The sequence below is a fragment of the Enterococcus casseliflavus genome (assembly GCF_029215545.1).
GTDB classification, from domain to species: Bacteria; Bacillota; Bacilli; order Lactobacillales; family Enterococcaceae; genus Enterococcus_D; species Enterococcus_D casseliflavus.
The window spans coordinates 3,369,196-3,391,727 of record NZ_CP119393.1 but is presented as its reverse complement, the minus strand read 5'-3'; the positions used below and the strand labels follow the sequence as shown (position 1 = coordinate 3,391,727).

Genomic DNA, 22,532 nt, shown 5'->3' with positions numbered 1-22,532 from the left:
CGTTGATGAATCCGTTACGGTTCATCGCAGCTAAAGAGAGCGGTGCTTTTTATTTTATTAGATTTTGCTTCTTCAAGAAGGCGTCAAATCCTTGGTCAGGACGATTGCTGTAAAAGCCAGCGAATTTTTCTGACCATGGTTTGGTCTCGCGGGCTTCTCCAAAAGCAGTCATCGTTTGATCGTACGCTTCGATCGCCTCATAAGAATAGTCCTGATAATGGTTGTAATGAATGACCGCTTCTTCTGGCAAGCGAGGTTTGACCTTCATTTCTACGATTGGTTTACCGATGCTCAAGCCAGCCACAGGATAGACATATTCTGGTAAGTGCAACAATTCAGCGATTTTGGCGCTGTCTTTGCGGACACTGCCGGAAATGACGGTGCCTAAGCCCAGTGATTCAGCAGCGATCGCACCAGATTGCAAAGCGATGCTGGCATCAGTGGTAGCGATCAATAATGGCTGATAGCCCTCATCGATTGGATAGGGAGTCTGCTTTTCGTCAGCAACTTTTTTGGTTCGATTTAAATCAGCTAAAAATAGCAGAAAGAGTGAACTTGCTGCGATATGAGGATTGCCAGGATTCCATTCGACCATTTGTTGGCGGATCTGCGGGTCGTCGATCACTAAGATCGAATAGGCTTGCCCGTTCATCCAGCTAGGTGCTTGACGAGCCGCAGTCAAAATCGTGGTTACTTGCTCTTGGCTCAAGCGGTAGTCAGGGTCAAATTGTCGGTAAGTGCGGTGATTGTGCAAAAGCTCAATGGTTTTGTTCATAGGTTTGCTCCTTTAACTGTTGGGTGATTTTTGTGAATCGTTCTTGAAATAGCGGTAAATCATCTTTGGCTAAGCTGGTATAGTTCAAACGCAAGCCATTCGTATCGTTACTGAAAAGAAAAGCAGGTGCTACTAAGCAATCGTTCGCCAAAAAGAGTGACCAATCTTTGCGAGTCAATGTGCGGTGACGCCAAGTCAACCACAGGTAAAGACCACCTTTCGTCGGCTGCCATTGCCAATCCTCCTGAAATGCCTGCAAGAGTTGGAGTAAGTCTTGCTGACGCTGGGCCATTTCTGCAAGCAGTGTCCGCTGTTGCTGGTGGTAATCAAAGGAGCGTAAGGCGATGTTGGCAAGGACTTGCGGGAAGATCGTGGTATCGATCGCCATCCGTTTTTTCGCTTGGGCAAATTGGTCGGCTAACGCTTCTGGCACCAAAAGCCAGCCGATTTTGATGGATGATCCTAGTAATTTGGAAAGCGAGCCTAAATAAATGACGGTTTCGGGAGCCATGGATTTTAGCTTGGGCGGTACTTTATCAAAAGCCAACTCGCTAAAAACATCGTCTTCTATGATCGGTACTTGGTAGGTCTGGCAAAGGCGGATGATCGCTTGGCGCCGATGGTCACTCATAGTATGACCCGTTGGATTTTGGAAGGTGGGATTCAGATAAACAAATTTGATCTTCTTTTCCTTCAACACTTTTTCCAATGCCGCAGGCCGCATCCCTTCGCTATCTTGCTTGATCCCGATCAGCTGGACATTCATCGTGGAAAACATGGGGAGAGAGAACAAGAAAGAAGGGTCCTCTGTCGCGATACAATCCCCCGCATGCAATAAGACTTGCATTAGCAAGGTGATTCCTTGTGTCGATCCAGCAGTGATCACTAGTTTTTGTCCGTTGGTGGGCAAATTGAAGGAATCAGCAAGGTGCTGCAATAAGATTTCTTGCAAAGGTTCATAACCCGTCGGTAATACTTTGGTGCTTTCCTTGCGAATCTCTTCCCAGGTAAAGGCAGGAAACGTGAAATCGGGGATCAGATCGGCAGGTAGATCACCTGTGTACAGATCCAGCACATCCTTCTCGGTGCGCAAATGCTGAATCTGTTGAACGTAAGGGTCTTGCTGCAGATAAGGGCTGCTTAAAGACGAGCGCAAATAAGAAAGTGGCGTTTGGCGGTTCCCCCAACGACCTTCCAATACACGAGAGCCGCTGCCTTGTTTTCGTTCGATCCATCCTAAGCTTTTCAATTCATCTAACGCTTTGACGACGGTGGAACGATTGACGCCAAAAGTCTGGGCGAGGCTGCGCTCTGGTGGCAAACGATCCCCAGGTCCGTAGGTTCCCGCTTGGATCTCTTCAATAAAATGGGTCACGATCTGCTGGTAAATCGGTTGTTTCTTTTGTTTGTCGATACTTGATGAAGCCATCCTGCACCACCTTTTTCAATTGGATGGTTTAAAAATAAGCCAAATGGCTCTTTTCGTCAAGGGGAAGATTGACTATACTTAGCAAAAAGCACAAGGAGATGAGGAAGATGGAAAAAGTCCTATCAATTGCTGGGTCAGATTCAACCGGAGGTGCCGGTATCGAAGCAGATTTAAAAACATTTCAGGAATATGGTGTCTTTGGTTTTGCCACGATCGCTTCGATCGTCACGATGGACCCACAAGCAGGTTGGAGCCATGAAGTAACGGCGATGGAAACAGCGCTTGTCGAAAAACAAATGATCTCTGCTTTTGCAGGTGATCCGATGGATGCTCTAAAAACGGGCATGTTAGGCAATGAAGACAATATTGTCCAAGCTGCGCAGATGATCCAGCAGCAGCAAGTCAAAAATGTGGTGATCGATCCTGTCATTGCTTGCAAAGGGACTGCAGAAATCTTACAGCCAAAAAGCGTCGATGCCATCATCACGCATTTGTTGCCGTTAGCAGATGTTGTCACCCCTAATTTAGTTGAAGCGGGGATTCTTTCAGGTTTGGGTGATTTGACGAGTGTGGAGGCCATGAAGCAAGCTGCTGAAAAAATCCATGAATTAGGTGCTAAATACGTCGTGATCAAAGGGGGGCATCGCTTGCCAGGAACAAAAGCCATTGACCTTGTTTATGATGGGCGATCCTTCCTTTTATTAGAAAGAGAAAAAATCGCTACTGATTTCAATCACGGGGCAGGCTGCACCTTTTCAGCGGCGATCGCTGCTGGTCTTGCAAAAGGAAAACCCGTCGTGGAAAGTGTTCGCTTAGCGAAAGCCTTTGTCACAGCGGCAATCAAAGAAGGAGTGGTCATCAATCCTTATGTGGGCCATGTGTGGCATGGTGCCTATACCCACGCCCAAGACCGTATGCAGGAGGAAGCGCCGCAATAATAGATTTTCTTCTATATAAATAGGAAATGAAGAAGTGCTTAAAAGAAGCGGTCAACGCTTCTTTTTTTGTGTTTCGAAACCAAAAGAAAATTTTCTGAAAGAAATGCAAAAGAATCCCGGTTTTTCCATAAAAAAAGCTTGCAATCAATGTTTATCCGTAATATAATCATAAAGGTGCTGTTTACGTAAATACGTAAGTCACACTGGCAGCAAAGAAATTTTCTGCCGGCTACGAAACGAGAGGTTGCGACACGCCCGGACGCTTTGCCATGGACGAGCGTGACGGAAAATTTTCGTGGAGCTATGTCTACTTTTCAAAATAGGCGAAGGAGGGAAAACAATGGCAAAACAAAAAATTCGTATCCGTTTAAAAGCGTATGAACATCGTATTTTAGATCAATCAGCGGATAAAATCGTAGAAACTGCAAAGAGAACTGGAGCTGGCGTATCTGGTCCAATTCCATTACCAACTGAACGCAGCTTGTACACGATCATCCGTGCGACGCACAAATACAAAGATTCACGCGAACAATTCGAAATGCGTACACACAAACGTCTAATCGACATTGTGAATCCAACACCAAAAACTGTTGATGCTTTAATGAAGCTAGACTTGCCAAGCGGTGTTAATATCGAAATCAAACTATAATAATTAAGATGGAGGTGTAATCATGACCAAAGGAATCTTAGGGAAAAAAGTGGGAATGACTCAAATCTTCACTGAATCTGGCGAATTGATTCCAGTAACTGTAGTAGAAGCTACACCAAACGTAGTGCTACAAGTGAAAACAATCGAAAATGACGGCTACGAAGCAATTCAAGTCGGCTACCAAGATATGCGTGAAGTTTTGTCTAACAAACCTGCGAAAGGTCATGTTGCAAAAGCAAACACGGCTCCTAAGCGCTTCATTCGCGAATTCAAGAATGTAGAGCTAGAGGGCTTAGAAGTAGGATCAGAAATCAAAGTTGATATTTTTGAAGCAGGAGACATCATCGATGTAACCGGCACTTCGAAAGGTAAAGGATTCCAAGGCGTTATCAAACGTCACGGACAAAGCCGCGGACCAATGGCTCACGGTTCTCGTTACCACCGTCGTCCTGGATCAATGGGTCCAGTTGCACCTAACCGTGTATTCAAAAACAAACGTCTTGCTGGACGTATGGGCGGAAATCGCATCACGATCCAAAACTTGGAAATCGTACGCGTAGACGCAGAACGCAACGTTATCTTGATCAAAGGTAATGTACCTGGCGCGAAAAAATCATTGATTACAATCAAATCAGCTGTGAAAGCTAAATAAGTAGATAGGAAGAAAGGAGGAACTAAGGAATGCCGAATGTAGCATTATTCAAACAAGATGGAAGCCAAAATGGCGAAATTACATTGAACGAAGAAATCTTCGGAATCGAACCAAATGAATCAGTTGTCTATGATGCAATCATCATGCAACGCGCTTCATTAAGACAAGGAACACACGCTGTGAAAAACCGCAGTGCCGTTCGTGGCGGTGGCCGTAAACCATGGCGCCAAAAAGGAACTGGACGTGCCCGTCAAGGTTCAATCCGTTCACCACAATGGCGTGGAGGTGGCGTAGTCTTCGGACCAACACCACGTTCATACAGCTACAAACTTCCTAAAAAAGTTCGTCGCTTAGCAATGAAATCTGTATTGTCAGAAAAAGTTGCTTCAAATAACTTGGTAGCAGTAGAAGGATTAAGCTTTGATGCTCCAAAAACAAAAGAATTCAAACAAGTTTTAGCTAACTTGACAATTGACTCTAAAGTATTGGTAGTTTTAGAATCTGAAAACGACTTTGCCGCTTTATCTGCGCGCAACTTGCCAAAAGTTTCTGTAGTTACTGCTGATAACATTAGTGTTTTAGACATCGTTTCTAACGACAAAATGTTAGTGACACAAACTGCTCTTACTCAGATCGAGGAGGTGCTTGCATAATGAACTTACTAGACGTTATTAAACGCCCAGTGATCACTGAAAAATCAATGCTTGCCATGGATGACAAGAAATACACTTTTGAAGTGGACACAAAAGCTAACAAAACTTTAGTAAAACAAGCTGTAGAAGCTGCCTTTGACGGAGTGAAAGTGGCAAACGTGAACATCATCAACGTTCGTCCGAAATTCAAACGCATGGGTAAATATGCAGGATATACAAAAAAACGTCGCAAAGCTGTTGTGACTTTAACTGAAGATTCTAAAGAAATCCAAATTTTCGAAGCTGCTGAATAAGCAACTCACGCATAAACTTTACATGGGAGGGAAAAAGACGTGGCGATTAAAAAGTACAAACCTACCACGAACGGCCGTCGTAATATGACAAGTTCTGATTTCGCTGAAATCACAACTTCAACACCAGAAAAAACATTGTTAGCTCCTTTGAAAAACAATGCTGGTCGTAACAACAACGGACGTATCACGGTTCGTCATCAAGGTGGCGGTCACAAACGTCAATACCGTTTGATCGATTTCAAACGTAACAAAGACAACGTCGTTGCTACGGTTAAAACGATTGAATATGATCCAAACCGTTCTGCTAACATTGCGTTAGTACATTACGAGGATGGAGTAAAAGCATACATCTTAGCACCTAAAGGATTAGAAGTTGGCATGACTGTCGTTTCTGGTCCAGATGCAGATATCAAAGTAGGGAATGCATTACCACTAGAAAACATTCCAGTCGGTACTGTTATCCACAACATCGAAATGAAACCTGGTAAAGGTGGACAATTGATTCGTTCAGCTGGAACAAGTGCTCAAGTACTTGGTAAAGAAGGCAAATACGTATTGATCCGCTTGAACTCTGGTGAAGTACGGATGATCTTAGCATCATGTCGTGCAACAATCGGTTCTGTTGGTAATGAACAACACGAATTGATCAACATCGGTAAAGCCGGTCGTTCTCGTTGGATGCGCAAACGCCCAACTGTACGTGGTAGCGTAATGAACCCTAATGATCACCCACACGGTGGTGGTGAAGGTAAAGCACCAATCGGACGTAAAGCACCAGTTTCTCCTTGGGGACAACCTGCACTTGGTTACAAAACACGTAACAAAAAAGCAAAATCAGACAAACTTATCGTTCGTCGTCGTAAAACTAAGTAATATACTTGACCGTGTGTCGCACATTTTGAGAGGAGGTACACCATGGGTCGTAGTTTGAAAAAAGGACCTTTTGTCGATGACCATTTGATGAAAAAGGTCGAAGCACAAGAAGGCGCTGAAAAGAAAAAAGTGATCAAAACTTGGTCACGTCGTTCTACAATTTTCCCTAATTTTATCGGATTTACAATTGCTGTGTATGATGGACGGAAACATGTACCAGTTTACATCCAAGAAGACATGGTAGGACACAAATTAGGTGAATTTGCACCAACAAGAACTTATCGCGGACATGCTGCCGATGATAAGAAAACAAGACGCTAATTTTGAGGGGAGGATATCCAAAAATGGCAGAACAAATCACATCAGCGAAAGCAACTGCTAAAACAGTCCGCGTTTCTCCTCGTAAATCTCGTCTAGTTATTGACTTAATCAGAGGGAAAAGCGTTGCTGAAGCAATCGCGATCTTAAAGTTCACACCAAATAAAGCAGCTGGAATCATCGAGAAAGTCTTGATGTCAGCTATTGCCAATGCAGAAAATAATTTTGACTTAGATGTTGAAAACTTGATTGTTTCTGAAGCATTCGTAAACGAAGGACCAACGATGAAACGTTTCCGTCCACGTGCGAAAGGTTCAGCTTCACCGATCAACAAACGTACAAGTCATATTACTGTAGTCGTATCAGAAAAATAAGGAGGGACAATCAGTGGGTCAAAAAGTACATCCAATTGGAATGCGTGTAGGCATCATCCGTGACTGGGATGCTAAATGGTATGCTGAAAAAGAGTATGCTGAATTTCTACATGAAGATTTGAAAATCCGTAAATTTATCGCATCTAAACTTGCTGATGCCGCTGTGTCTACAGTTGAGATCGAGCGTGCAGCAAACCGCGTGAATATTTCAATCCACACAGCTAAACCAGGTATGGTTATCGGTAAAGGCGGATCTGAAGTCGAAAACCTAAGAAAAGAATTAAATAGCCTAACTGGCAAACGAGTTCACATCAATATCGTTGAAATCAAAAAACCAGATTTAGATGCTAAATTAGTAGGCGAAGGAATCGCACGTCAATTAGAAAACCGTGTTGCTTTCCGTCGTGCTCAAAAACAAGCGATCCAACGCACAATGCGTTCTGGCGCTAAAGGAATCAAAACACAAGTTTCTGGCCGTCTAAATGGTGCGGATATCGCTCGTTCAGAAGGTTACTCAGAAGGAACAGTTCCACTTCATACATTACGTGCGGACATTGATTACGCATGGGAAGAAGCAGATACAACATACGGAAAACTAGGAGTTAAAGTGTGGATTTATCGTGGAGAAGTTCTTCCAACTAAAAAGAACACTGAGAAAGGAGGGAAATAAACATGTTAGTACCTAAACGTGTAAAACACCGTCGTGAGTTCCGCGGAAAAATGCGTGGCGAAGCGAAAGGCGGAAAAGAAGTAGCATTCGGTGAATACGGCTTACAAGCTGTTGAATCACACTGGATCACAAACCGTCAAATCGAAGCTGCCCGTATCGCAATGACTCGTTATATGAAACGTGGCGGGAAAGTATGGATCAAAATTTTCCCTCACAAATCTTATACTGCCAAAGCTATCGGGGTACGTATGGGTTCTGGTAAAGGGGCTCCTGAAGGATGGGTATCACCAGTTAAACGTGGTAAAATCATGTTTGAAATTGCCGGTGTACCTGAAGAAGTTGCGCGCGAAGCGCTACGTCTTGCTTCTCACAAATTACCAGTGAAAACGAAGATCGTAAAACGTGAGGAAATGGGTGGTGAATCGAATGAAGGTTAAAGAAATCAGAGAATTAACCACTGCCGAAATGCTAGATCAAGAAAAACAATTGAAAGAAGAATTGTTCAATCTTAGATTCCAATTAGCAACAGGTCAATTAGAAAACACTGCACGTATCAAAGAAGTACGTAAATCGATTGCACGCATTAAAACAGTATTGCGTGAACAAGTTAAGTAATAGTGGAAGGAGGCCATTTAGCGTATGACTGAAGAAAGAAATCAACGCAAAGTTTACCAAGGTCGCGTGGTATCAGACAAAATGGATAAAACTATCTCTGTTGTCGTTGAAACAAAGAAAAACCACCCTATCTACGGCAAACGTCTGAACTATTCTAAGAAATACAAAGCACACGATGAAAACAACGAAGCAAAAGTTGGCGATATCGTGAAAATTATGGAAACTCGTCCATTATCAGCTACGAAACGTTTCCGTCTAGTAGAGATTGTTGAAAAGGCAGTGATTATCTAATCACACGAGATTTTCCTATATAGATTGTGAATTGCAAAATCTGAAAGGAGGATACACATCGTGATCCAAGCAGAAAGCCGATTAAGAGTGGCGGACAACTCAGGTGCCCGTGAAATTCTAACGATCAAAGTCCTTGGCGGATCTGGTCGTAAAACTGCCAATATTGGTGACGTGATTGTTGCTACGGTTAAACAAGCAACGCCAGGTGGGGTTGTCAAAAAAGGTGACGTCGTTAAAGCCGTTATCGTTCGTACTAAATCAGGAGCTCGTCGTACAGACGGTTCATACATCAAATTCGATGAAAATGCTGCGGTTATTATCCGTGACGATAAGAGCCCTCGTGGAACTCGTATCTTTGGCCCAGTTGCCCGCGAATTGCGTGAAGGCAACTTTATGAAGATCGTTTCCCTAGCACCAGAAGTATTGTAATAGTGATTCTTATCTAAAGGAGGTGCGAAACAAACATGTTTGTTAAAAAAGGCGATAAAGTTAAAGTTATCACTGGTAAAGACAAAAACAAAGAAGGCGTTGTGCTAGCAGCGTTTCCTAAAAATGACAAAGTCGTTGTTGAAGGTGTCAATGTTGTCAAAAAACACCAAAAACCTTCTCAAACTGCTCCTCAAGGCGGAATCGTTGAAATGGAAGCACCAATTCATGTTTCTAACGTGATGGTGGTTGATCCATCGAACGGTGAAGCTACGCGTGTCGGTTACAAAGAAGTTGACGGCAAAAAAGTCCGCGTTTCTAAGAAAACCGGAGAAGTTCTTGATAAATAATCTGATGAAGGAAGGAGGGGCTAACAGATGAACCGCCTTAAAGAAAAATATTCAAAAGAAGTTGTCCCATCATTAATGGACAAATTTAACTACAGCTCAATCATGGAAGCACCAAAAGTTGATAAAATCGTTATCAACATGGGTGTCGGTGACGCTGTTTCTAATGCTAAAAACTTAGACAAAGCTGTTGAAGAATTACAATTGATCTCAGGTCAAAAACCATTGATCACAAAAGCGAAAAAATCTATCGCAGGATTCCGTTTACGTGAAGGAATGCCAATCGGTGCGAAAGTAACTCTACGCGGCGAAAGAATGTATGAATTCTTAGATAAACTAGTAAGTGTGTCATTGCCACGTGTCCGTGACTTCCACGGTGTGAGCAAAAAAGCGTTCGACGGACGCGGAAACTACACTTTAGGTATCAAAGAACAATTGATTTTCCCTGAAGTAGATTATGATTTGATCGACAAAGTACGTGGTATGGATATCGTGATTGTAACAACAGCAAACACAGATGAAGAATCTCGTGAATTGTTGACACAATTAGGCATGCCATTCCAAAAATAAAAAAAGGAGGCGAACTACGTGGCTAAAAAATCAATGATTGCTAAAAACAAACGCCCTGCTAAATTCTCAACGCAAGAATATACTCGTTGTGAACGTTGCGGACGTCCACATTCAGTTTATCGTAAATTTCATCTTTGCCGTATTTGCTTCCGCGAACTTGCCTATAAAGGACAAATTCCCGGCGTGAAGAAAGCTAGCTGGTAAACTATACTCGCATAAAGGAGGTAAATTATCCCATGGTCATGACAGATCCAATTGCAGATTTTCTAACGCGCGTGCGTAACGCAAACATGGTTAAACACGAAAGCCTAGAAGTACCTGCTTCAAAAATCAAACGTGATATCGCTGAAATCTTGAAACGTGAAGGTTTCGTCCGCGATGTTGAATACATTGAAGATGACAAACAAGGCGTGATCCGCGTATTTCTTAAATACGGTAAAAACGGTGAACGTGTTATCACAAACTTAAAACGTATCTCTAAACCAGGCTTGCGTGCTTATGTCAAAGCTGACGAAGTACCAAAAGTATTGAATGGTCTAGGAATCGCGATTATCTCAACTTCTGACGGTGTAATCACTGACAAAGAAGCTAGAGCAAAAAATGTTGGCGGCGAAGTAGTCGCTTATGTATGGTAATTTAAAATATTCCACAAGGAGGTGCCTCTAAGTGAGTCGTATCGGTAATAAGATCGTCGTTCTTCCTGCTGGTGTTGAAATCAAGCAAAACGGAAACGACATTACAGTTAAAGGACCTAAAGGTGAATTAACACGTACTTTCTCTTCTGATATCACAATGAATATCGAAGGAAACGAAGTAACATTCACTCGTCCAAATGATAGTAAAGAAATGAAAACTATCCACGGAACTACCCGTGCAAACTTCAACAACATGGTTGTTGGTGTTTCTGAAGGTTTCCAAAAAGCGTTAGAATTAATCGGGGTTGGGTACCGTGCTCAATTACAAGGAAAAAAACTTGTATTGAACGTTGGTTACTCTCATCCAGTTGAAATCGAAGCGCCAGCTGGAATCGAAATCGAAGTTCCTTCAAACACTTCTGTGATCGTTAAAGGATCAGATAAAGAAGTCGTTGGCGAATTGGCTGCCAATATCCGTGGCGTTCGTCCTCCAGAACCTTACAAAGGCAAAGGAATTCGTTATGTTGGCGAATTTGTACGCCGTAAAGAAGGTAAAACTGGTAAATAGTCGTAATTCTTTACGACTAGCAGCTTAGGCTAGCAAAATTAAAAGAGGTGACAAATTGTGATTACAAAACCAGATAAAAACAAGACACGTCAGAAAAGACATCGTCGTGTACGTAACAAAATCTCTGGTACTGCTGAGTGCCCACGCTTAAACGTGTTCCGTTCGAACAAAAACATCTACGCACAAGTAATTGATGACGTAGCGGGTGTGACGCTAGCAAGTGCCTCTGCCTTAGACAAAGAAGTTTCAGGTGCAACAAAAACTGAACAAGCACAAGCTGTCGGTAAATTAGTCGCAGAACGTGCAGCAGCAAAAGGTATTAAAGTAGTAGTCTTTGACCGTGGTGGATACCTTTACCATGGCCGTGTAGCAGCTTTAGCTGAAGCAGCTCGCGAAAATGGACTGGAATTTTAAGAGAAGGAGGAACACCATTCATGGTTTATATTGATCCAAAACATTTGGAATTAGAAGACCGCGTTGTTGCGATCAACCGTGTAACTAAAGTTGTTAAAGGTGGACGTCGTCTACGTTTTGCTGCATTAGTTGTTGTCGGTGACAAAAACGGACACGTAGGTTTCGGTACTGGTAAAGCGCAAGAAGTACCAGAAGCAATCCGTAAAGCAATCGAAGACGCGAAGAAAAACTTGGTGGAAGTACCAATGGTTGGTTCTACAATCCCTCACGAAGTTATCGGTGTATTCGGCGGCGGACGCATCCTTATGAAACCTGCTGTAGAAGGTTCTGGGGTAGCTGCTGGTGGACCAGTTCGTGCCGTATTGGAATTAGCTGGGGTAGCTGATATCACATCTAAATCTTTAGGTTCTAACACACCAATCAACGTTGTTCGCGCAACAGTTGAAGGTTTAAAACAATTAAAACGCGCTGAAGAAGTGGCAGCACTTCGCGGCAAATCAGTAGAAGAATTAATCGGTTAAGGAGGACACTATAATGGCTGAATTGAAAATTACTTTAAAACGCAGTATTATCGGACGTCCCCAAAACCAACGTGATACTGTAAAAGCGTTAGGTCTTACAAAGTTGAATTCAACAGTTGTAAAACCTGCTAATGATGCAATCAAAGGCATGGTTAACACTGTTTCTCACTTAGTGGACGTTGAAGAGGTCTAAGGATCAGCAGATCTAGTTTGATTAAGGAGGTGCCAAACCTATGAAACTTCATGAATTAAAACCATCAGAAGGCTCACGCCAAGTACGTAACCGTGTCGGACGAGGAACTTCATCTGGTAACGGTAAAACAGCTGGACGTGGACAAAAAGGTCAAAAAGCTCGTTCAGGCGGCGGAGTACGTCTAGGATTCGAAGGTGGACAAACACCATTGTTCCGTCGTTTACCAAAACGTGGCTTTACAAATGTGAACCGCAAAGAATATGCAGTCATCAATCTTGATGTCTTGAACCGCTTTGAAGACGGTGCTGAAGTAACACCTGTTGCTTTACACGAAGCTGGAATCGTCAAAGACGAAAAAGCTGGAATCAAAGTATTAGCTAACGGAGAATTAACGAAGAAATTGACTGTGAAAGCAGCTAAATTCTCAAAAGCAGCTGAAGAAGCAATCGTTGCTGCTGGTGGATCAATCGAGGTGATCTAATGATCAGACTATTGAAGGATGCCTTTAAGGTTAAGGATATTAGATCCAGAATATTGTTCACCGTCTTAATCTTGTTTGTCTTTCGTCTGGGAACACATATTACTGTGCCAGGCGTAGACGCAAGTCGCCTAAATACCATCGCGGATCTACCATTTTTAAACATGTTAAACTTGGTAAGTGGTGGCGCCATGCAACAATTTTCGATTTTCTCGATGGGGGTTTCGCCTTACATCACTGCCTCAATTGTCATTCAGTTGTTGCAGATGGATATCGTCCCTAAATTTGTTGAATGGTCGAAACAAGGTGAAGTGGGTCGTAAGAAATTAAATCAGGCAACACGTTACTTGACGTTGGTATTAGGCTTTGTCCAATCCATGACATTAACGGCTGGATTTAACTATTACACTCAACTCGGGTTTGTAAACAATCCTAATATGGCAACCTATATCGTGATCGGACTGATTTTAACAGCCGGAACGATGTTAGTCACTTGGTTAGGAGAGCAGATCACCGAGCGTGGTATCGGAAACGGTGTGTCAATGATCATCTTTGCGGGGATCATTTCACGCTTACCAGCAAGCATCAAAGAATTGATTGAAGATTACTTCATTAACGTGGATCAATCGGATATCTGGCTAAATGCTATCTTTATGGCGCTGCTTGTGATTGCTGTGTTGATCGTCATTACTTTAGTAACGTATGTTCAACAGGCAGAACGCAAGATTCCGATCCAATATACAAAACGGGTAGCAGGAGCGCCTACCAGCAGTTACCTTCCTTTGAAAGTAAATGCTGCCGGGGTTATCCCAGTTATCTTTGCCAGTTCTTTTATTACAACACCAAATGCGATCATTCAAGCATTAGGTAGTTCATATAGAGGAGAAACTTGGTACGAAGTGGTGCAAACGATCTTTAGTTACAACACTGTACCGGGTGCGATCATCTACACTGTCTTGATTGTTGCGTTTACCTTCTTCTACGCATTTGTTCAAGTGAACCCTGAGAAATTAGCGGAAAACTTGCAAAAACAAGGAAGTTACATTCCGAGTGTGCGTCCTGGTAAAGGAACAGAAGAATATGTATCGCGTTTGTTGATGCGATTAAGCACGGTTGGATCGATCTTTTTAGGATTGGTTGCTTTACTTCCAATCATCGCTCAGATGGCTTGGAATTTACCGCAATCGATCGGACTAGGTGGAACGAGTCTATTGATCATTATCGGTGTGGCACTTGATACTGCCAAGCAGTTAGAAGGGCTTATGCTGAAACGGAAATATACTGGTTTCATCAATTAAAGTTATTGAAGTGTTGAGGATTTCCTCAACACTATTCAAAAACTTACAGGAGGAATTAGAATGAACTTCATTTTAATGGGATTACCTGGTGCTGGAAAAGGTACTCAGGCAGAACGTATCGTTGCTGAATACGGTCTTCCTCATATTTCAACAGGCGATATGTTTCGGGCTGCGATGGCGAACGAAACAGAACTAGGCCTTAAAGCAAAATCATACATGGATCAAGGCGCATTAGTTCCTGATGAGGTTACAAATGGGATCGTTAAAGAACGTTTAGCTGAACCTGATACCGAGAAAGGTTTCTTATTAGATGGTTTTCCTCGTACATTGGATCAAGCAAAAGCGTTAGATGAGATGCTTGCTGACCTTAACAAAAAACTTGATGCCGTTATTGATATTCATGTTCCTGAAGAAGTTCTTGTAGAACGTTTAGCCGGCCGCTTCATGTGCCGCAATTGTGGGGCAACTTATCATAAATTGTTCAATCCTCCCAAAGAGGAAGGAACATGTGATCGTTGTGGAAGTCATGACTTCTACCAGCGTGAAGATGATAAGCCTGAGACGGTCAAAAATCGTCTAGCTGTCAATATCAAAAGCAGTGAACCAATTTTGACTTATTACAAAGACAAAGGGTTATTGCAATCGATTGATGGGGATCGCGACATCGACGCTGTATTCGAAGATGTTCAAAAGATCATTGACTAATCATAGATTGCCCGAGTCCAACTTGCAGCTTAAAACTTTCTCTTGAAATCTTTGACAGGATATGATAGAATATGTCAGTCCGACTTCTACTTTTTATTAAGTAGGAGCATAGTTTGAGAATATCAGGTGGGAACCGAGTTTCCGCCATTTTATCGTGTGAAAATCACAAGTACAAGGAGGTACTGTGCGTGGCAAAAGAAGATATGATTGAAGTCGAAGGTACAGTCGTCGAAACTTTGCCGAATGCAATGTTTAAAGTAGAATTGGAAAACGGACACCAAGTTCTAGCGACCGTTTCTGGTAAGATCCGGATGCACTACATTCGTATTTTACCTGGAGACAAAGTGACGGTGGAATTATCCCCGTATGATCTGAACCGTGGCCGCATTACTTATCGCTTTAAATAATTGTACTCCGTAAAACCACAGGAGGTATTATCATGAAAGTAAGACCATCAGTAAAACCAATGTGCGAACATTGTAAAGTAATTCGTCGTAAAGGACGCGTTATGGTGATTTGCCCAGCAAATCCAAAACATAAACAACGTCAAGGATAATCGGAGGTGTAACAAATATGGCTCGTATTGCAGGAGTAGATATTCCTCGTGATAAACGTGTGGTCGTTTCACTTACTTATATCTATGGTATTGGTAACACGACTGCAAAACAAATTTTAGCTGACGCTGGCGTGTCTGAAGAAGTTCGCGTTCGTGATTTAACGAATGAACAAACAGATGCTATCCGTGCGGAAGTTGATAAATTAAAAGTTGAAGGTGACCTTCGTCGTGAAGTGAACTTAAACATCAAACGATTGATGGAAATCGGTTCTTACCGTGGAATCCGTCATCGCCGTGGATTGCCAGTTCGTGGACAAAACACGAAAAACAATGCACGTACTCGTAAAGGCCCGTCTAAAACAGTCGCAGGCAAGAAAAAATAATTCCTAAGTGAAGGAGGTTAAAACTTCATGGCAGCAAAAAAAGTGAGTCGTAAACGCCGTGTGAAAAAGAATATTGAAGCGGGTATTGCACATATTCACTCAACATTCAATAATACAATCGTAATGATCACTGATACTCATGGTAATGCATTAGCATGGTCATCAGCTGGTTCATTAGGTTTCAAAGGAAGCAAAAAATCTACTCCTTTTGCCGCTCAAATGGCAGCAGAAACAGCTACCAAAGCAGCAATGGAACACGGATTAAGAACTGTTGAAGTAACAGTTAAAGGACCTGGTTCTGGACGTGAAGCAGCAATTCGTTCATTACAAGCAGCAGGTTTGGAAGTGAGTGCGATCCGTGACGTGACTCCAGTCCCTCATAATGGATGCCGCCCTCCAAAACGCCGTCGTGTTTAATGAGTGCTGCTCATTTTGAGTGTAACAAATACGTCATTGAACAAGACACTTTTCGTTTTGAAAGGGGTAATAGATAAGAATGATTGAATTCGAAAAACCAAGAATCGCAAAGATTGATGAAGACAAAGATTATGGCAAGTTCATCGTGGAACCTCTTGAAAGAGGCTACGGAACTACACTAGGAAATTCCCTACGTCGTATTTTATTATCTTCTTTACCTGGTGCGGCAATCACCAATATTCAAATCGATGGAGTTTTACACGAATTCTCAACTGTTAAGGGTGTTCGGGAAGACGTTGCTCAAATCATCTTGAATATTAAAGGTCTTGCATTGAAAATGTACGGGGATGAAGAAAAGACCCTTGAAATTGATATTTCAGGACCTGCTACAGTAACTGCTGGCGATATCATCGTTGATAGTGATGTAGAAATCCTTAACAAAGATATGTATATCTGTACCGTTTCTGAAGGTGCTACGTTCCATGCTCGCTTAACAGTGAAACCTGGCCGCGGCTACGTTCAAGCGGACGAAAACAAAAAAGAAGACATGCCGATCGGCGTTCTTCCAGTCGATTCAATCTATACACCAGTACGTCGTGTCAACTACCAAGTAGAAAACACACGTGTCGGTCGTCGGGATGATTTCGACAAATTAACGATGGAAATATGGACTGATGGCTCAATCGAACCATTGGAAGCAATGAGTTTGTCTGCGAAGATCATGACTGAACATTTAGACATCTTTGTTAACCTAACGGATGAAGCGAAAAACGCTGAAATCATGGTTGAGAAAGAAGAAACACAAAAAGAAAAAATGTTGGAAATGACGATCGAAGAATTAGACTTATCTGTTCGTTCATACAACTGTCTAAAACGTGCAGGAATCAATACTGTACAAGAATTGACAAACAAATCTGAACCAGAAATGATCAAAGTAAGAAACTTAGGCCGCAAATCTCTTGAAGAGGTCAAAGTGAAATTACATGATTTAGGTTTAGGACTACGTAAAGACGATTAAACCGTTTTCGATTACGTTAGTTCGGTTCGTCTGACCGATACAACATTCGAAAGTGAAGGAGGGAAACCACGTGAGTTATCGTAAACTAGGACGCACATCTAGCCAACGTAAAGCGATGTTGCGTGATTTGACAACTGATTTATTCATTAACGAACGTATCGTTACGACTGAAGCTCGTGCGAAAGAAGTTCGTTCAACTGCAGAAAAAATGATCACTTTAGGTAAACGTGGTGATTTGCATGCACGTCGTCAAGCAGCAGCATTCGTTCGTAATGAAGTTGCAAGTGTACGTGAAGAAAACGAAGAAGTAGTTATTGAATCAGCATTACAAAAATTATTCAATGATATCGCTCCTCGTTACACAGATCGCCAAGGTGGATATACTCGTATCTTGAAAACAGAACCAAGACGCGGAGATGCTGCACCAATGGTTATCCTAGAACTTGTTTAAAATCACACTTATCATCACTTTATAGATGTTTACTAAGAGTGTTATGATGTTGGAAGAAACTTTCCGAGTCTAGCTCAGCGCCTACACCTCGATGTATTTCGAGGTGTACGCACTCATCATAAAGTGCTTTTTTTTTACTTTCGATTACCTGTCAAGACAGATAATGGCAAGTGAAAAAAAGATCTGGAGACAAATCGTGCGTGAATCATTGAAAAACGTGCGCTTTTTTGGTAGTGTTAGAAAGAATTAATCGCAAATGAAGGAGTCTATCATGAAGCCAATCATTGAATTGAATGCTATTACTGTGCGTTATAGCGAAGAAGAGCGTGCCGCGTTAAATAACGTATCCTTTTCCATCAACAAAGGGGAATGGGTGGCGTTGATCGGCCATAACGGCTCTGGTAAATCAACTTTAGCAAAAACCATCAATGGCTTGATCTTGCCGCAAGAAGGCAGTGTTTCTGTCGGCGAATTGCCTTTGAATGAAGAAAATATCTGGAATATTCGAAAAATGGTCGGTATGGTCTTTCAAAACCCTGACAATCAATTCGTTGGTTCGACGGTGGAAGATGATGTGGCTTTCGGTTTAGAAAATCAAGGAATCCCGCGAGAAGAAATGCTGGTTCGTGTCAAAGACGCTCTGGAACAAGTACGGATGAGCGAGTTTGCGACCCGGGAACCCGCGCGTCTTTCTGGTGGTCAAAAACAGCGGGTAGCCATTGCTGGCGTCGTTGCATTGCGCCCAAATATCATCATTCTTGATGAAGCCACTAGTATGCTAGATCCAGAAGGTCGTGAAGAAGTGATCGCAACGATCAAAAAAATCAAAGAAAAAAACAATTTGACCGTGTTATCGATCACCCATGATATCGATGAAGCAGCCAACGCCAATCGGGTGCTGGTGATGCGTCAAGGAGAGCTCGTCCGCGAGGGGACACCCGCAGAGATTTTTTCTGCAGGTCCAGAACTGATTGAGCTAGGCTTAGATCTGCCATTTCCTGAAAAATTAAAGGCGGCACTAAAACAGCGGGGCGTCACGGTACCGCAAGCGTACTTAACTGAAGAAGGGATGGTGGATTGGCTATGGACATCCGTTTTGAACAAGTAGGATTCACCTACCAACCGCATTCTCCGTTTGAACAGCGGGTTTTGTTCGATATCGATTTAGAGATCAAAGAAGGCTCTTATACCGCCTTAGTCGGTCATACAGGGAGCGGGAAATCTACGTTGTTGCAGCACTTGAATGCATTATTAAAACCAACGACTGGCACGGTCACGATCGGTGAGCGAGTCATCAAACCCGAGACAGATAACAAAAATCTAAAACCGTTACGTAAAAAAGTCGGGATCGTTTTTCAATTTCCTGAATCCCAATTATTTGAAGAAACCGTTGCGAGAGATATCGCTTTTGGACCGAAAAACTTTGGGGTCTCCGAAGAAGCAGCCAAAGGTTTAGCCCAAGAATACATTCAATTGGTAGGTTTAGATGAAAGTTTTCTGGAACGTTCACCATTTGACCTTTCAGGGGGCCAAATGCGCCGTGTAGCGATTGCTGGGGTCTTGGCTATGGAACCAGAAGTTTTGGTCTTAGACGAGCCGACAGCTGGCTTAGATCCACAAGGACGCAAAGAGATGATGGAAATGTTTGATCGCCTGCATCGGGAAAAGAACATGACGATCATTTTAGTGACCCACTTGATGGATGATGTGGCAAACTATGCTGATTATGTCTATGTGTTAGAAAAAGGCCGTCTCGTCAAAGCAGGCACGCCGTCTGTTGTGTTTCAAGACACTGCCTGGCTGCAAGAAAAGCAGTTGGGTGTACCGACAGCAACCGCATTTGCGGAGCAACTACAAGCCAGAGGATTGGCATTTGAGCAGTTGCCGCTAACAGCTGATGAGCTGGCAGATGTTTTAGTAGCAAAGGGGGCGACTGCCCATGATGAATAAACTGATTTTCGGTCGTTTTATTCCCGGGGACTCCTTGATCCACCGTTTAGATCCACGGGTCAAATTGATTGCTAGTTTTTATTTTATCGCGATTATCTTTTTGGCGAATAATTGGCAAAGCTATTTATTAGCGGGGGCTTTTACGCTTTTTTGTATCTCTTTTTCAAAAATTGATTTTGGCTTCTTTATTCGCGGCGTACGTCCTTTGATTTGGCTGATTTTGTTTACCGTGGCGTTACAGATTTTATTTACTACCGGCGGTGACGTCTATTGGTCTTGGTGGATCTTTAACATCACAGAATTTGGTGTCCAAAATGGGATCTTTATTTTTTGTCGTTTTGTTTTGATCATTTTCATGTCGACTCTGTTGACGTTAACGACGCCCCCATTAGAGCTTTCAGATGCGATCGAATACATTTTGCGTCCTTTAAAAGCGATCCGTTTCCCTGTCCATGAAATCTCACTGATGCTGTCGATTGCGTTGCGCTTTGTACCAACCTTGATGGATGAAACAGAAAAAATTATGAATGCTCAGCGTGCCCGCGGGGTCGATTTCGGCGAAGGGGGACTGTTGCAGAAGATGAAGGCGATCGTTCCTTTATTGATTCCTTTATTTGTCAGCAGCTTTAACCGTGCGGAAGATCTAGCTACCGCTATGGAAGCCAGAGGCTATCAAGGCGGCGAAGGGCGTACCAAGTATCGTATTTTGCACTGGCATCAACGGGACACATTGGTTGTCATCGTTTTTGCGCTCTTTACAATAGCATTAGTGTTCTTAAGAGGATAAACGAAGACCTATGATTGAAGTCAACCCACGAAAGGTTCTTAACGAAGCAACGAGACTGCTGGCAATCCCAGCGGCTGGTTCGAAAAGGCCTGTCGATCGATCAGACTTTTCTCATAGGCCTTTTTTTGAAAAAATAGAAAGAAACAGGTGATTCAATGGTCCGCTATAAAGCGACGATCGCTTATGATGGTACGAATTTTCAAGGATTTCAGCGTCAACCCAATGGACGAACGGTTCAAGAAGAGATTGAAAAGACATTAACGAAGATGAACAATGGGCAACCGATCCAGATTCATGGCTCTGGCCGCACCGATGCGGGGGTCCATGCGCAAGGGCAAGTGATCCACTTCGATTTCCCTCAAAAGCGTCCACTGGAAAAAATGCGCTTTGGATTAGATACCCAAACGCCAGAAGATGTTGCGGTAAAATCGGTGGAGATCGTTGACGATACCTTCCATGCCCGCTACTTAGTCATTGAAAAAACCTACCAGTTTCGGGTAGACATTGGGAAACCCCGCAGTCCTTTCCGCCGCCATTATGCCAGCTATTATCCGTATCCGCTAGATTTGGAAAAAATCCAACGAGCGTTGCCAGATTTTTTAGGCACCCATGACTTTACCAGTTTTTGTGCGACGGGCAGTTCCGTCGATGACAAGACGCGGACGATCCATGAGGCGTCCATGGCGGTCAATGACGCTGGAGATGAGTTGATTTTTACCTTTCGCGGCGATGGATTTTTGTACAAGATGATCCGGATCATGGTGGGCACATTGCTGAAAATCGGCAATGGACGGATCGCACCTGACAGCATTCCTGCAATCATTGCGCAAAAAGACCGAAATGCGGCAGGTCCCACGGCTCATCCAGAAGGATTGTATTTGGTTCATGTTGCTTATGAATAAGGAAAAACACAAGCTTCGCTGCTCTTACACAACAAGAGATAGCGAAAGCTTGTGTTTTTATTTTTTCTCAGGCAAAACAGAGGTGGTTTCTTGCCAATCTTCAGTCCTTGCCGTCGCGTTTTTAGGCGCAGCAGTGGTGGGTGTTTTTTCCAAGGTACCGGCAGCGACTAAGGCGGCGATGGCTACCAAAAATGCGAAAAGCAAGTAAAGCAGCCAGCTCCAAGCAACGTGATAGCGATTGCCGATGCCTAAAAAGACCATTTGTCCGACAGGTCCCCCTAGCATCACAATGGTGGAAAAGATCCCGCTGCTGATGGCGAGATGTTCTTCATCAATCTCACGAATCAGATGTGCCGAAAAGCGAGGATTGATTTTTCCAATCAGATAGCCTTCAGCAAAGAGCAGCGCAATCATGAGCCAACGGTTATGCAGGAAGAGAAAATTCAAGGTCAACAGACATAAAACGAAAGAGGTATACGCAATCAAGCGAACCAGACCGGTATTCTTGAACCAGTCGGCAGCAAACAAGGCGCCAGCGACCATACCGATCGAAGTAGCGATGCCTGCCATCGCAACGGTGTTGCCATAAGTGGCAAACCAAAGCGCAAGGTCATCCAACAGCTGGAGATTTAGTAGACCGCTCGTACTAGCAGCTAAGGTATTGATCAGTAAGGCAAAGAGGATCATCTTTTTAAGAAAAGCCGTACCAGTCAATAATTTAAAAGTATCCGAGAAATTCTGAAAGAGTGGTGTTGCTGCTTGATTGATTTTCCCTGGCACCGCATAGAAGAGCGAGCGGTTCAGGAAGATCACGATCGCGGCTAAGAAAAACGTCACGGCATTGATCAAACCAAAAGCCGCAAAATTATTATTCAGTAAAATGATCCCCCAAGCACCGATGCCTTGAAAGACGATTTGAACGGTGGTTTGACACGCCATTTGAAAGCCCATGGCACTGTCTAAGGTATCAGCAGGCACAAGACGGCGAACATAGGGCAGCTGTAACCCAGAACAATAAGCGCCCAAACAATCAGATACAATGTTGATGCCTAGCAAAAGGAAGAAAGACCATAAACTAGGCGGCAGTTGGATCAAAAAAGCGAGTGCCACAAAAAGGACTCCTTGTAATAGTCGACTGCTGATCATCCATTGCACTTTGTTTTTGGTACGATCGGCTAGATAGCCGGTCAGGATCCTTAAGAGATCAGGGACTAACAGTGCCATGGAGGCTAAGGAAACAGCAAGGGCATTAAAGGGTAATGTACTGGCATAAACTACAAAGACGATATTAAATAAACTCATGCCGATGCCGCTGAGTAAGGCGGCGTTGACTAAGGCACGATAGCCGTTGTTTTGTTGATATTCTTTCATCGAAATCATCCT

At 43.1% G+C, this 22,532-nt stretch carries 37 protein-coding genes; 34 read left to right on the top strand and 3 right to left on the bottom strand.

Annotation, left to right across the window (positions count from 1 at the left end):
• Window positions 1–49: 49 nt before the first annotated feature.
• Together P0G38_RS15970 and P0G38_RS15965 are read right to left on the bottom strand one after the other, a co-directional pair.
• Window positions 50–775, bottom strand: coding sequence for a nitroreductase family protein (locus tag P0G38_RS15970; RefSeq protein WP_275853126.1), 726 nt, complete (start codon window positions 773–775; stop codon window positions 50–52).
• Window positions 759–2,204, bottom strand: coding sequence for an aminotransferase-like domain-containing protein (locus tag P0G38_RS15965; RefSeq protein ID WP_275853123.1), 1,446 nt, complete (start codon window positions 2,202–2,204; stop codon window positions 759–761). Before P0G38_RS15965 ends, P0G38_RS15970 begins: the two co-directional genes overlap by 17 nt.
• A gap of 107 nt (window positions 2,205–2,311) precedes the next feature.
• Between P0G38_RS15965 and thiD the strand changes: the two genes are divergently transcribed.
• The 34 genes from thiD (at window position 2,312) to truA (ending at window position 21,149) form a co-directional block, all read left to right on the top strand.
• Window positions 2,312–3,142, top strand: coding sequence for a bifunctional hydroxymethylpyrimidine kinase/phosphomethylpyrimidine kinase (thiD, locus tag P0G38_RS15960; RefSeq protein WP_275853120.1), 831 nt, complete (start codon window positions 2,312–2,314; stop codon window positions 3,140–3,142).
• 340 nt (window positions 3,143–3,482) lie between these two features.
• A complete protein-coding gene (gene rpsJ, locus P0G38_RS15955) occupies window positions 3,483–3,791 on the top strand; it encodes a 30S ribosomal protein S10 (RefSeq protein ID WP_003127966.1) in 309 nt (102 codons plus the stop codon).
• Between the two features lie 22 nt (window positions 3,792–3,813).
• Entirely contained in the window at window positions 3,814–4,443 is a 630-nt protein-coding gene (rplC, locus tag P0G38_RS15950) for a 50S ribosomal protein L3 (protein WP_003127967.1), read from the top strand.
• A gap of 29 nt (window positions 4,444–4,472) precedes the next feature.
• Window positions 4,473–5,096: a 50S ribosomal protein L4 gene (gene rplD / locus P0G38_RS15945; RefSeq protein WP_005226910.1), complete on the top strand. Its 624-nt coding sequence runs from the start codon at window positions 4,473–4,475 to the stop codon at window positions 5,094–5,096.
• Entirely contained in the window at window positions 5,096–5,389 is a 294-nt protein-coding gene (locus P0G38_RS15940; RefSeq protein ID WP_005226911.1) for a 50S ribosomal protein L23, read from the top strand. The genes rplD and P0G38_RS15940 overlap by 1 nt, the downstream gene beginning before the upstream one ends.
• Before the next feature lie 39 nt (window positions 5,390–5,428).
• On the top strand, window positions 5,429–6,262 hold the full coding sequence (rplB, locus tag P0G38_RS15935) for a 50S ribosomal protein L2 (RefSeq protein WP_005226912.1): 834 nt from the start codon (window positions 5,429–5,431) through the stop codon (window positions 6,260–6,262).
• A 42-nt stretch (window positions 6,263–6,304) separates the two neighbouring features.
• Window positions 6,305–6,583 (top strand): 30S ribosomal protein S19, encoded by a 279-nt coding sequence (gene rpsS, locus P0G38_RS15930; RefSeq protein WP_005226914.1) that lies wholly within the window; start codon window positions 6,305–6,307, stop codon window positions 6,581–6,583.
• A gap of 23 nt (window positions 6,584–6,606) precedes the next feature.
• On the top strand, window positions 6,607–6,954 hold the full coding sequence (rplV, locus tag P0G38_RS15925; RefSeq protein ID WP_003127973.1) for a 50S ribosomal protein L22: 348 nt from the start codon (window positions 6,607–6,609) through the stop codon (window positions 6,952–6,954).
• 13 nt (window positions 6,955–6,967) lie between these two features.
• Window positions 6,968–7,624, top strand: a complete 657-nt coding sequence (rpsC, locus tag P0G38_RS15920; RefSeq protein ID WP_005226916.1) for a 30S ribosomal protein S3 — start codon at window positions 6,968–6,970, stop codon at window positions 7,622–7,624.
• A gap of 2 nt (window positions 7,625–7,626) precedes the next feature.
• Window positions 7,627–8,061: a 50S ribosomal protein L16 gene (gene rplP / locus P0G38_RS15915; protein ID WP_005226918.1), complete on the top strand. Its 435-nt coding sequence runs from the start codon at window positions 7,627–7,629 to the stop codon at window positions 8,059–8,061.
• Window positions 8,051–8,239, top strand: coding sequence for a 50S ribosomal protein L29 (rpmC, locus tag P0G38_RS15910; RefSeq protein ID WP_005232529.1), 189 nt, complete (start codon window positions 8,051–8,053; stop codon window positions 8,237–8,239). The genes rplP and rpmC overlap by 11 nt, the downstream gene beginning before the upstream one ends.
• Before the next feature lie 24 nt (window positions 8,240–8,263).
• Window positions 8,264–8,530, top strand: coding sequence for a 30S ribosomal protein S17 (gene rpsQ / locus P0G38_RS15905; RefSeq protein ID WP_005232528.1), 267 nt, complete (start codon window positions 8,264–8,266; stop codon window positions 8,528–8,530).
• A gap of 60 nt (window positions 8,531–8,590) precedes the next feature.
• Window positions 8,591–8,959: a 50S ribosomal protein L14 gene (gene rplN / locus P0G38_RS15900; protein WP_003128006.1), complete on the top strand. Its 369-nt coding sequence runs from the start codon at window positions 8,591–8,593 to the stop codon at window positions 8,957–8,959.
• Between the two features lie 35 nt (window positions 8,960–8,994).
• The gene (rplX, locus tag P0G38_RS15895) at window positions 8,995–9,306 is read left to right on the top strand and encodes a 50S ribosomal protein L24 (protein ID WP_005232526.1); all 312 of its coding nucleotides are present in this window, start codon (window positions 8,995–8,997) and stop codon (window positions 9,304–9,306) included.
• Window positions 9,307–9,333: 27 nt separating this feature from the next.
• Window positions 9,334–9,873, top strand: coding sequence for a 50S ribosomal protein L5 (gene rplE, locus P0G38_RS15890; RefSeq protein ID WP_005227088.1), 540 nt, complete (start codon window positions 9,334–9,336; stop codon window positions 9,871–9,873).
• An 18-nt stretch (window positions 9,874–9,891) separates the two neighbouring features.
• Window positions 9,892–10,077 carry a type Z 30S ribosomal protein S14 gene (locus tag P0G38_RS15885; RefSeq protein WP_003128010.1) on the top strand — a complete coding sequence of 62 codons (186 nt, stop codon included), beginning with the start codon at window positions 9,892–9,894 and terminating at the stop codon, window positions 10,075–10,077.
• A 32-nt stretch (window positions 10,078–10,109) separates the two neighbouring features.
• The gene (rpsH, locus tag P0G38_RS15880) at window positions 10,110–10,508 is read left to right on the top strand and encodes a 30S ribosomal protein S8 (RefSeq protein WP_005227093.1); all 399 of its coding nucleotides are present in this window, start codon (window positions 10,110–10,112) and stop codon (window positions 10,506–10,508) included.
• 31 nt (window positions 10,509–10,539) lie between these two features.
• Window positions 10,540–11,076 carry a 50S ribosomal protein L6 gene (rplF, locus tag P0G38_RS15875; protein ID WP_005227095.1) on the top strand — a complete coding sequence of 179 codons (537 nt, stop codon included), beginning with the start codon at window positions 10,540–10,542 and terminating at the stop codon, window positions 11,074–11,076.
• Window positions 11,077–11,133: 57 nt separating this feature from the next.
• Complete coding sequence (rplR, locus tag P0G38_RS15870; protein WP_005227097.1) at window positions 11,134–11,490, top strand: 50S ribosomal protein L18; 357 nt, start codon at window positions 11,134–11,136, stop codon at window positions 11,488–11,490.
• Between the two features lie 20 nt (window positions 11,491–11,510).
• Complete coding sequence (rpsE, locus tag P0G38_RS15865) at window positions 11,511–12,011, top strand: 30S ribosomal protein S5 (protein WP_003128014.1); 501 nt, start codon at window positions 11,511–11,513, stop codon at window positions 12,009–12,011.
• 13 nt (window positions 12,012–12,024) lie between these two features.
• On the top strand, window positions 12,025–12,204 hold the full coding sequence (gene rpmD / locus P0G38_RS15860) for a 50S ribosomal protein L30 (RefSeq protein WP_003128015.1): 180 nt from the start codon (window positions 12,025–12,027) through the stop codon (window positions 12,202–12,204).
• Window positions 12,205–12,244: 40 nt separating this feature from the next.
• Entirely contained in the window at window positions 12,245–12,685 is a 441-nt protein-coding gene (gene rplO / locus P0G38_RS15855; protein WP_003128016.1) for a 50S ribosomal protein L15, read from the top strand.
• Window positions 12,685–13,980, top strand: a complete 1,296-nt coding sequence (gene secY / locus P0G38_RS15850; RefSeq protein ID WP_005227099.1) for a preprotein translocase subunit SecY — start codon at window positions 12,685–12,687, stop codon at window positions 13,978–13,980. Before rplO ends, secY begins: the two co-directional genes overlap by 1 nt.
• Before the next feature lie 60 nt (window positions 13,981–14,040).
• Window positions 14,041–14,685, top strand: coding sequence for an adenylate kinase (locus P0G38_RS15845; protein WP_005227100.1), 645 nt, complete (start codon window positions 14,041–14,043; stop codon window positions 14,683–14,685).
• A gap of 188 nt (window positions 14,686–14,873) precedes the next feature.
• A complete protein-coding gene (gene infA, locus P0G38_RS15840) occupies window positions 14,874–15,092 on the top strand; it encodes a translation initiation factor IF-1 (RefSeq protein WP_002288695.1) in 219 nt (72 codons plus the stop codon).
• A 32-nt stretch (window positions 15,093–15,124) separates the two neighbouring features.
• Complete coding sequence (rpmJ, locus tag P0G38_RS15835) at window positions 15,125–15,241, top strand: 50S ribosomal protein L36 (RefSeq protein ID WP_002288710.1); 117 nt, start codon at window positions 15,125–15,127, stop codon at window positions 15,239–15,241.
• 17 nt (window positions 15,242–15,258) lie between these two features.
• The gene (gene rpsM, locus P0G38_RS15830) at window positions 15,259–15,624 is read left to right on the top strand and encodes a 30S ribosomal protein S13 (RefSeq protein WP_005227102.1); all 366 of its coding nucleotides are present in this window, start codon (window positions 15,259–15,261) and stop codon (window positions 15,622–15,624) included.
• 27 nt (window positions 15,625–15,651) lie between these two features.
• Entirely contained in the window at window positions 15,652–16,041 is a 390-nt protein-coding gene (gene rpsK, locus P0G38_RS15825) for a 30S ribosomal protein S11 (protein WP_005227104.1), read from the top strand.
• 79 nt (window positions 16,042–16,120) lie between these two features.
• Window positions 16,121–17,059 carry a DNA-directed RNA polymerase subunit alpha gene (locus P0G38_RS15820; protein WP_008376367.1) on the top strand — a complete coding sequence of 313 codons (939 nt, stop codon included), beginning with the start codon at window positions 16,121–16,123 and terminating at the stop codon, window positions 17,057–17,059.
• Between the two features lie 70 nt (window positions 17,060–17,129).
• Window positions 17,130–17,510, top strand: a complete 381-nt coding sequence (rplQ, locus tag P0G38_RS15815) for a 50S ribosomal protein L17 (protein ID WP_003128038.1) — start codon at window positions 17,130–17,132, stop codon at window positions 17,508–17,510.
• Window positions 17,511–17,781: 271 nt separating this feature from the next.
• Window positions 17,782–18,618 (top strand): energy-coupling factor ABC transporter ATP-binding protein, encoded by an 837-nt coding sequence (locus P0G38_RS15810; protein WP_196043657.1) that lies wholly within the window; start codon window positions 17,782–17,784, stop codon window positions 18,616–18,618.
• Complete coding sequence (locus P0G38_RS15805) at window positions 18,594–19,460, top strand: energy-coupling factor ABC transporter ATP-binding protein (RefSeq protein ID WP_005232516.1); 867 nt, start codon at window positions 18,594–18,596, stop codon at window positions 19,458–19,460. Before P0G38_RS15810 ends, P0G38_RS15805 begins: the two co-directional genes overlap by 25 nt.
• On the top strand, window positions 19,450–20,247 hold the full coding sequence (locus tag P0G38_RS15800) for an energy-coupling factor transporter transmembrane component T family protein (protein ID WP_275853065.1): 798 nt from the start codon (window positions 19,450–19,452) through the stop codon (window positions 20,245–20,247). The genes P0G38_RS15805 and P0G38_RS15800 overlap by 11 nt, the downstream gene beginning before the upstream one ends.
• A 155-nt stretch (window positions 20,248–20,402) precedes the next feature.
• The gene (gene truA, locus P0G38_RS15795; protein ID WP_008376361.1) at window positions 20,403–21,149 is read left to right on the top strand and encodes a tRNA pseudouridine(38-40) synthase TruA; all 747 of its coding nucleotides are present in this window, start codon (window positions 20,403–20,405) and stop codon (window positions 21,147–21,149) included.
• Between the two features lie 57 nt (window positions 21,150–21,206).
• Here truA and P0G38_RS15790 read toward each other — a convergent pair whose 3' ends face one another.
• Complete coding sequence (locus P0G38_RS15790) at window positions 21,207–22,520, bottom strand: MFS transporter (protein ID WP_142437155.1); 1,314 nt, start codon at window positions 22,518–22,520, stop codon at window positions 21,207–21,209.
• Between the last annotated feature and the right edge of the window lie 12 nt (window positions 22,521–22,532).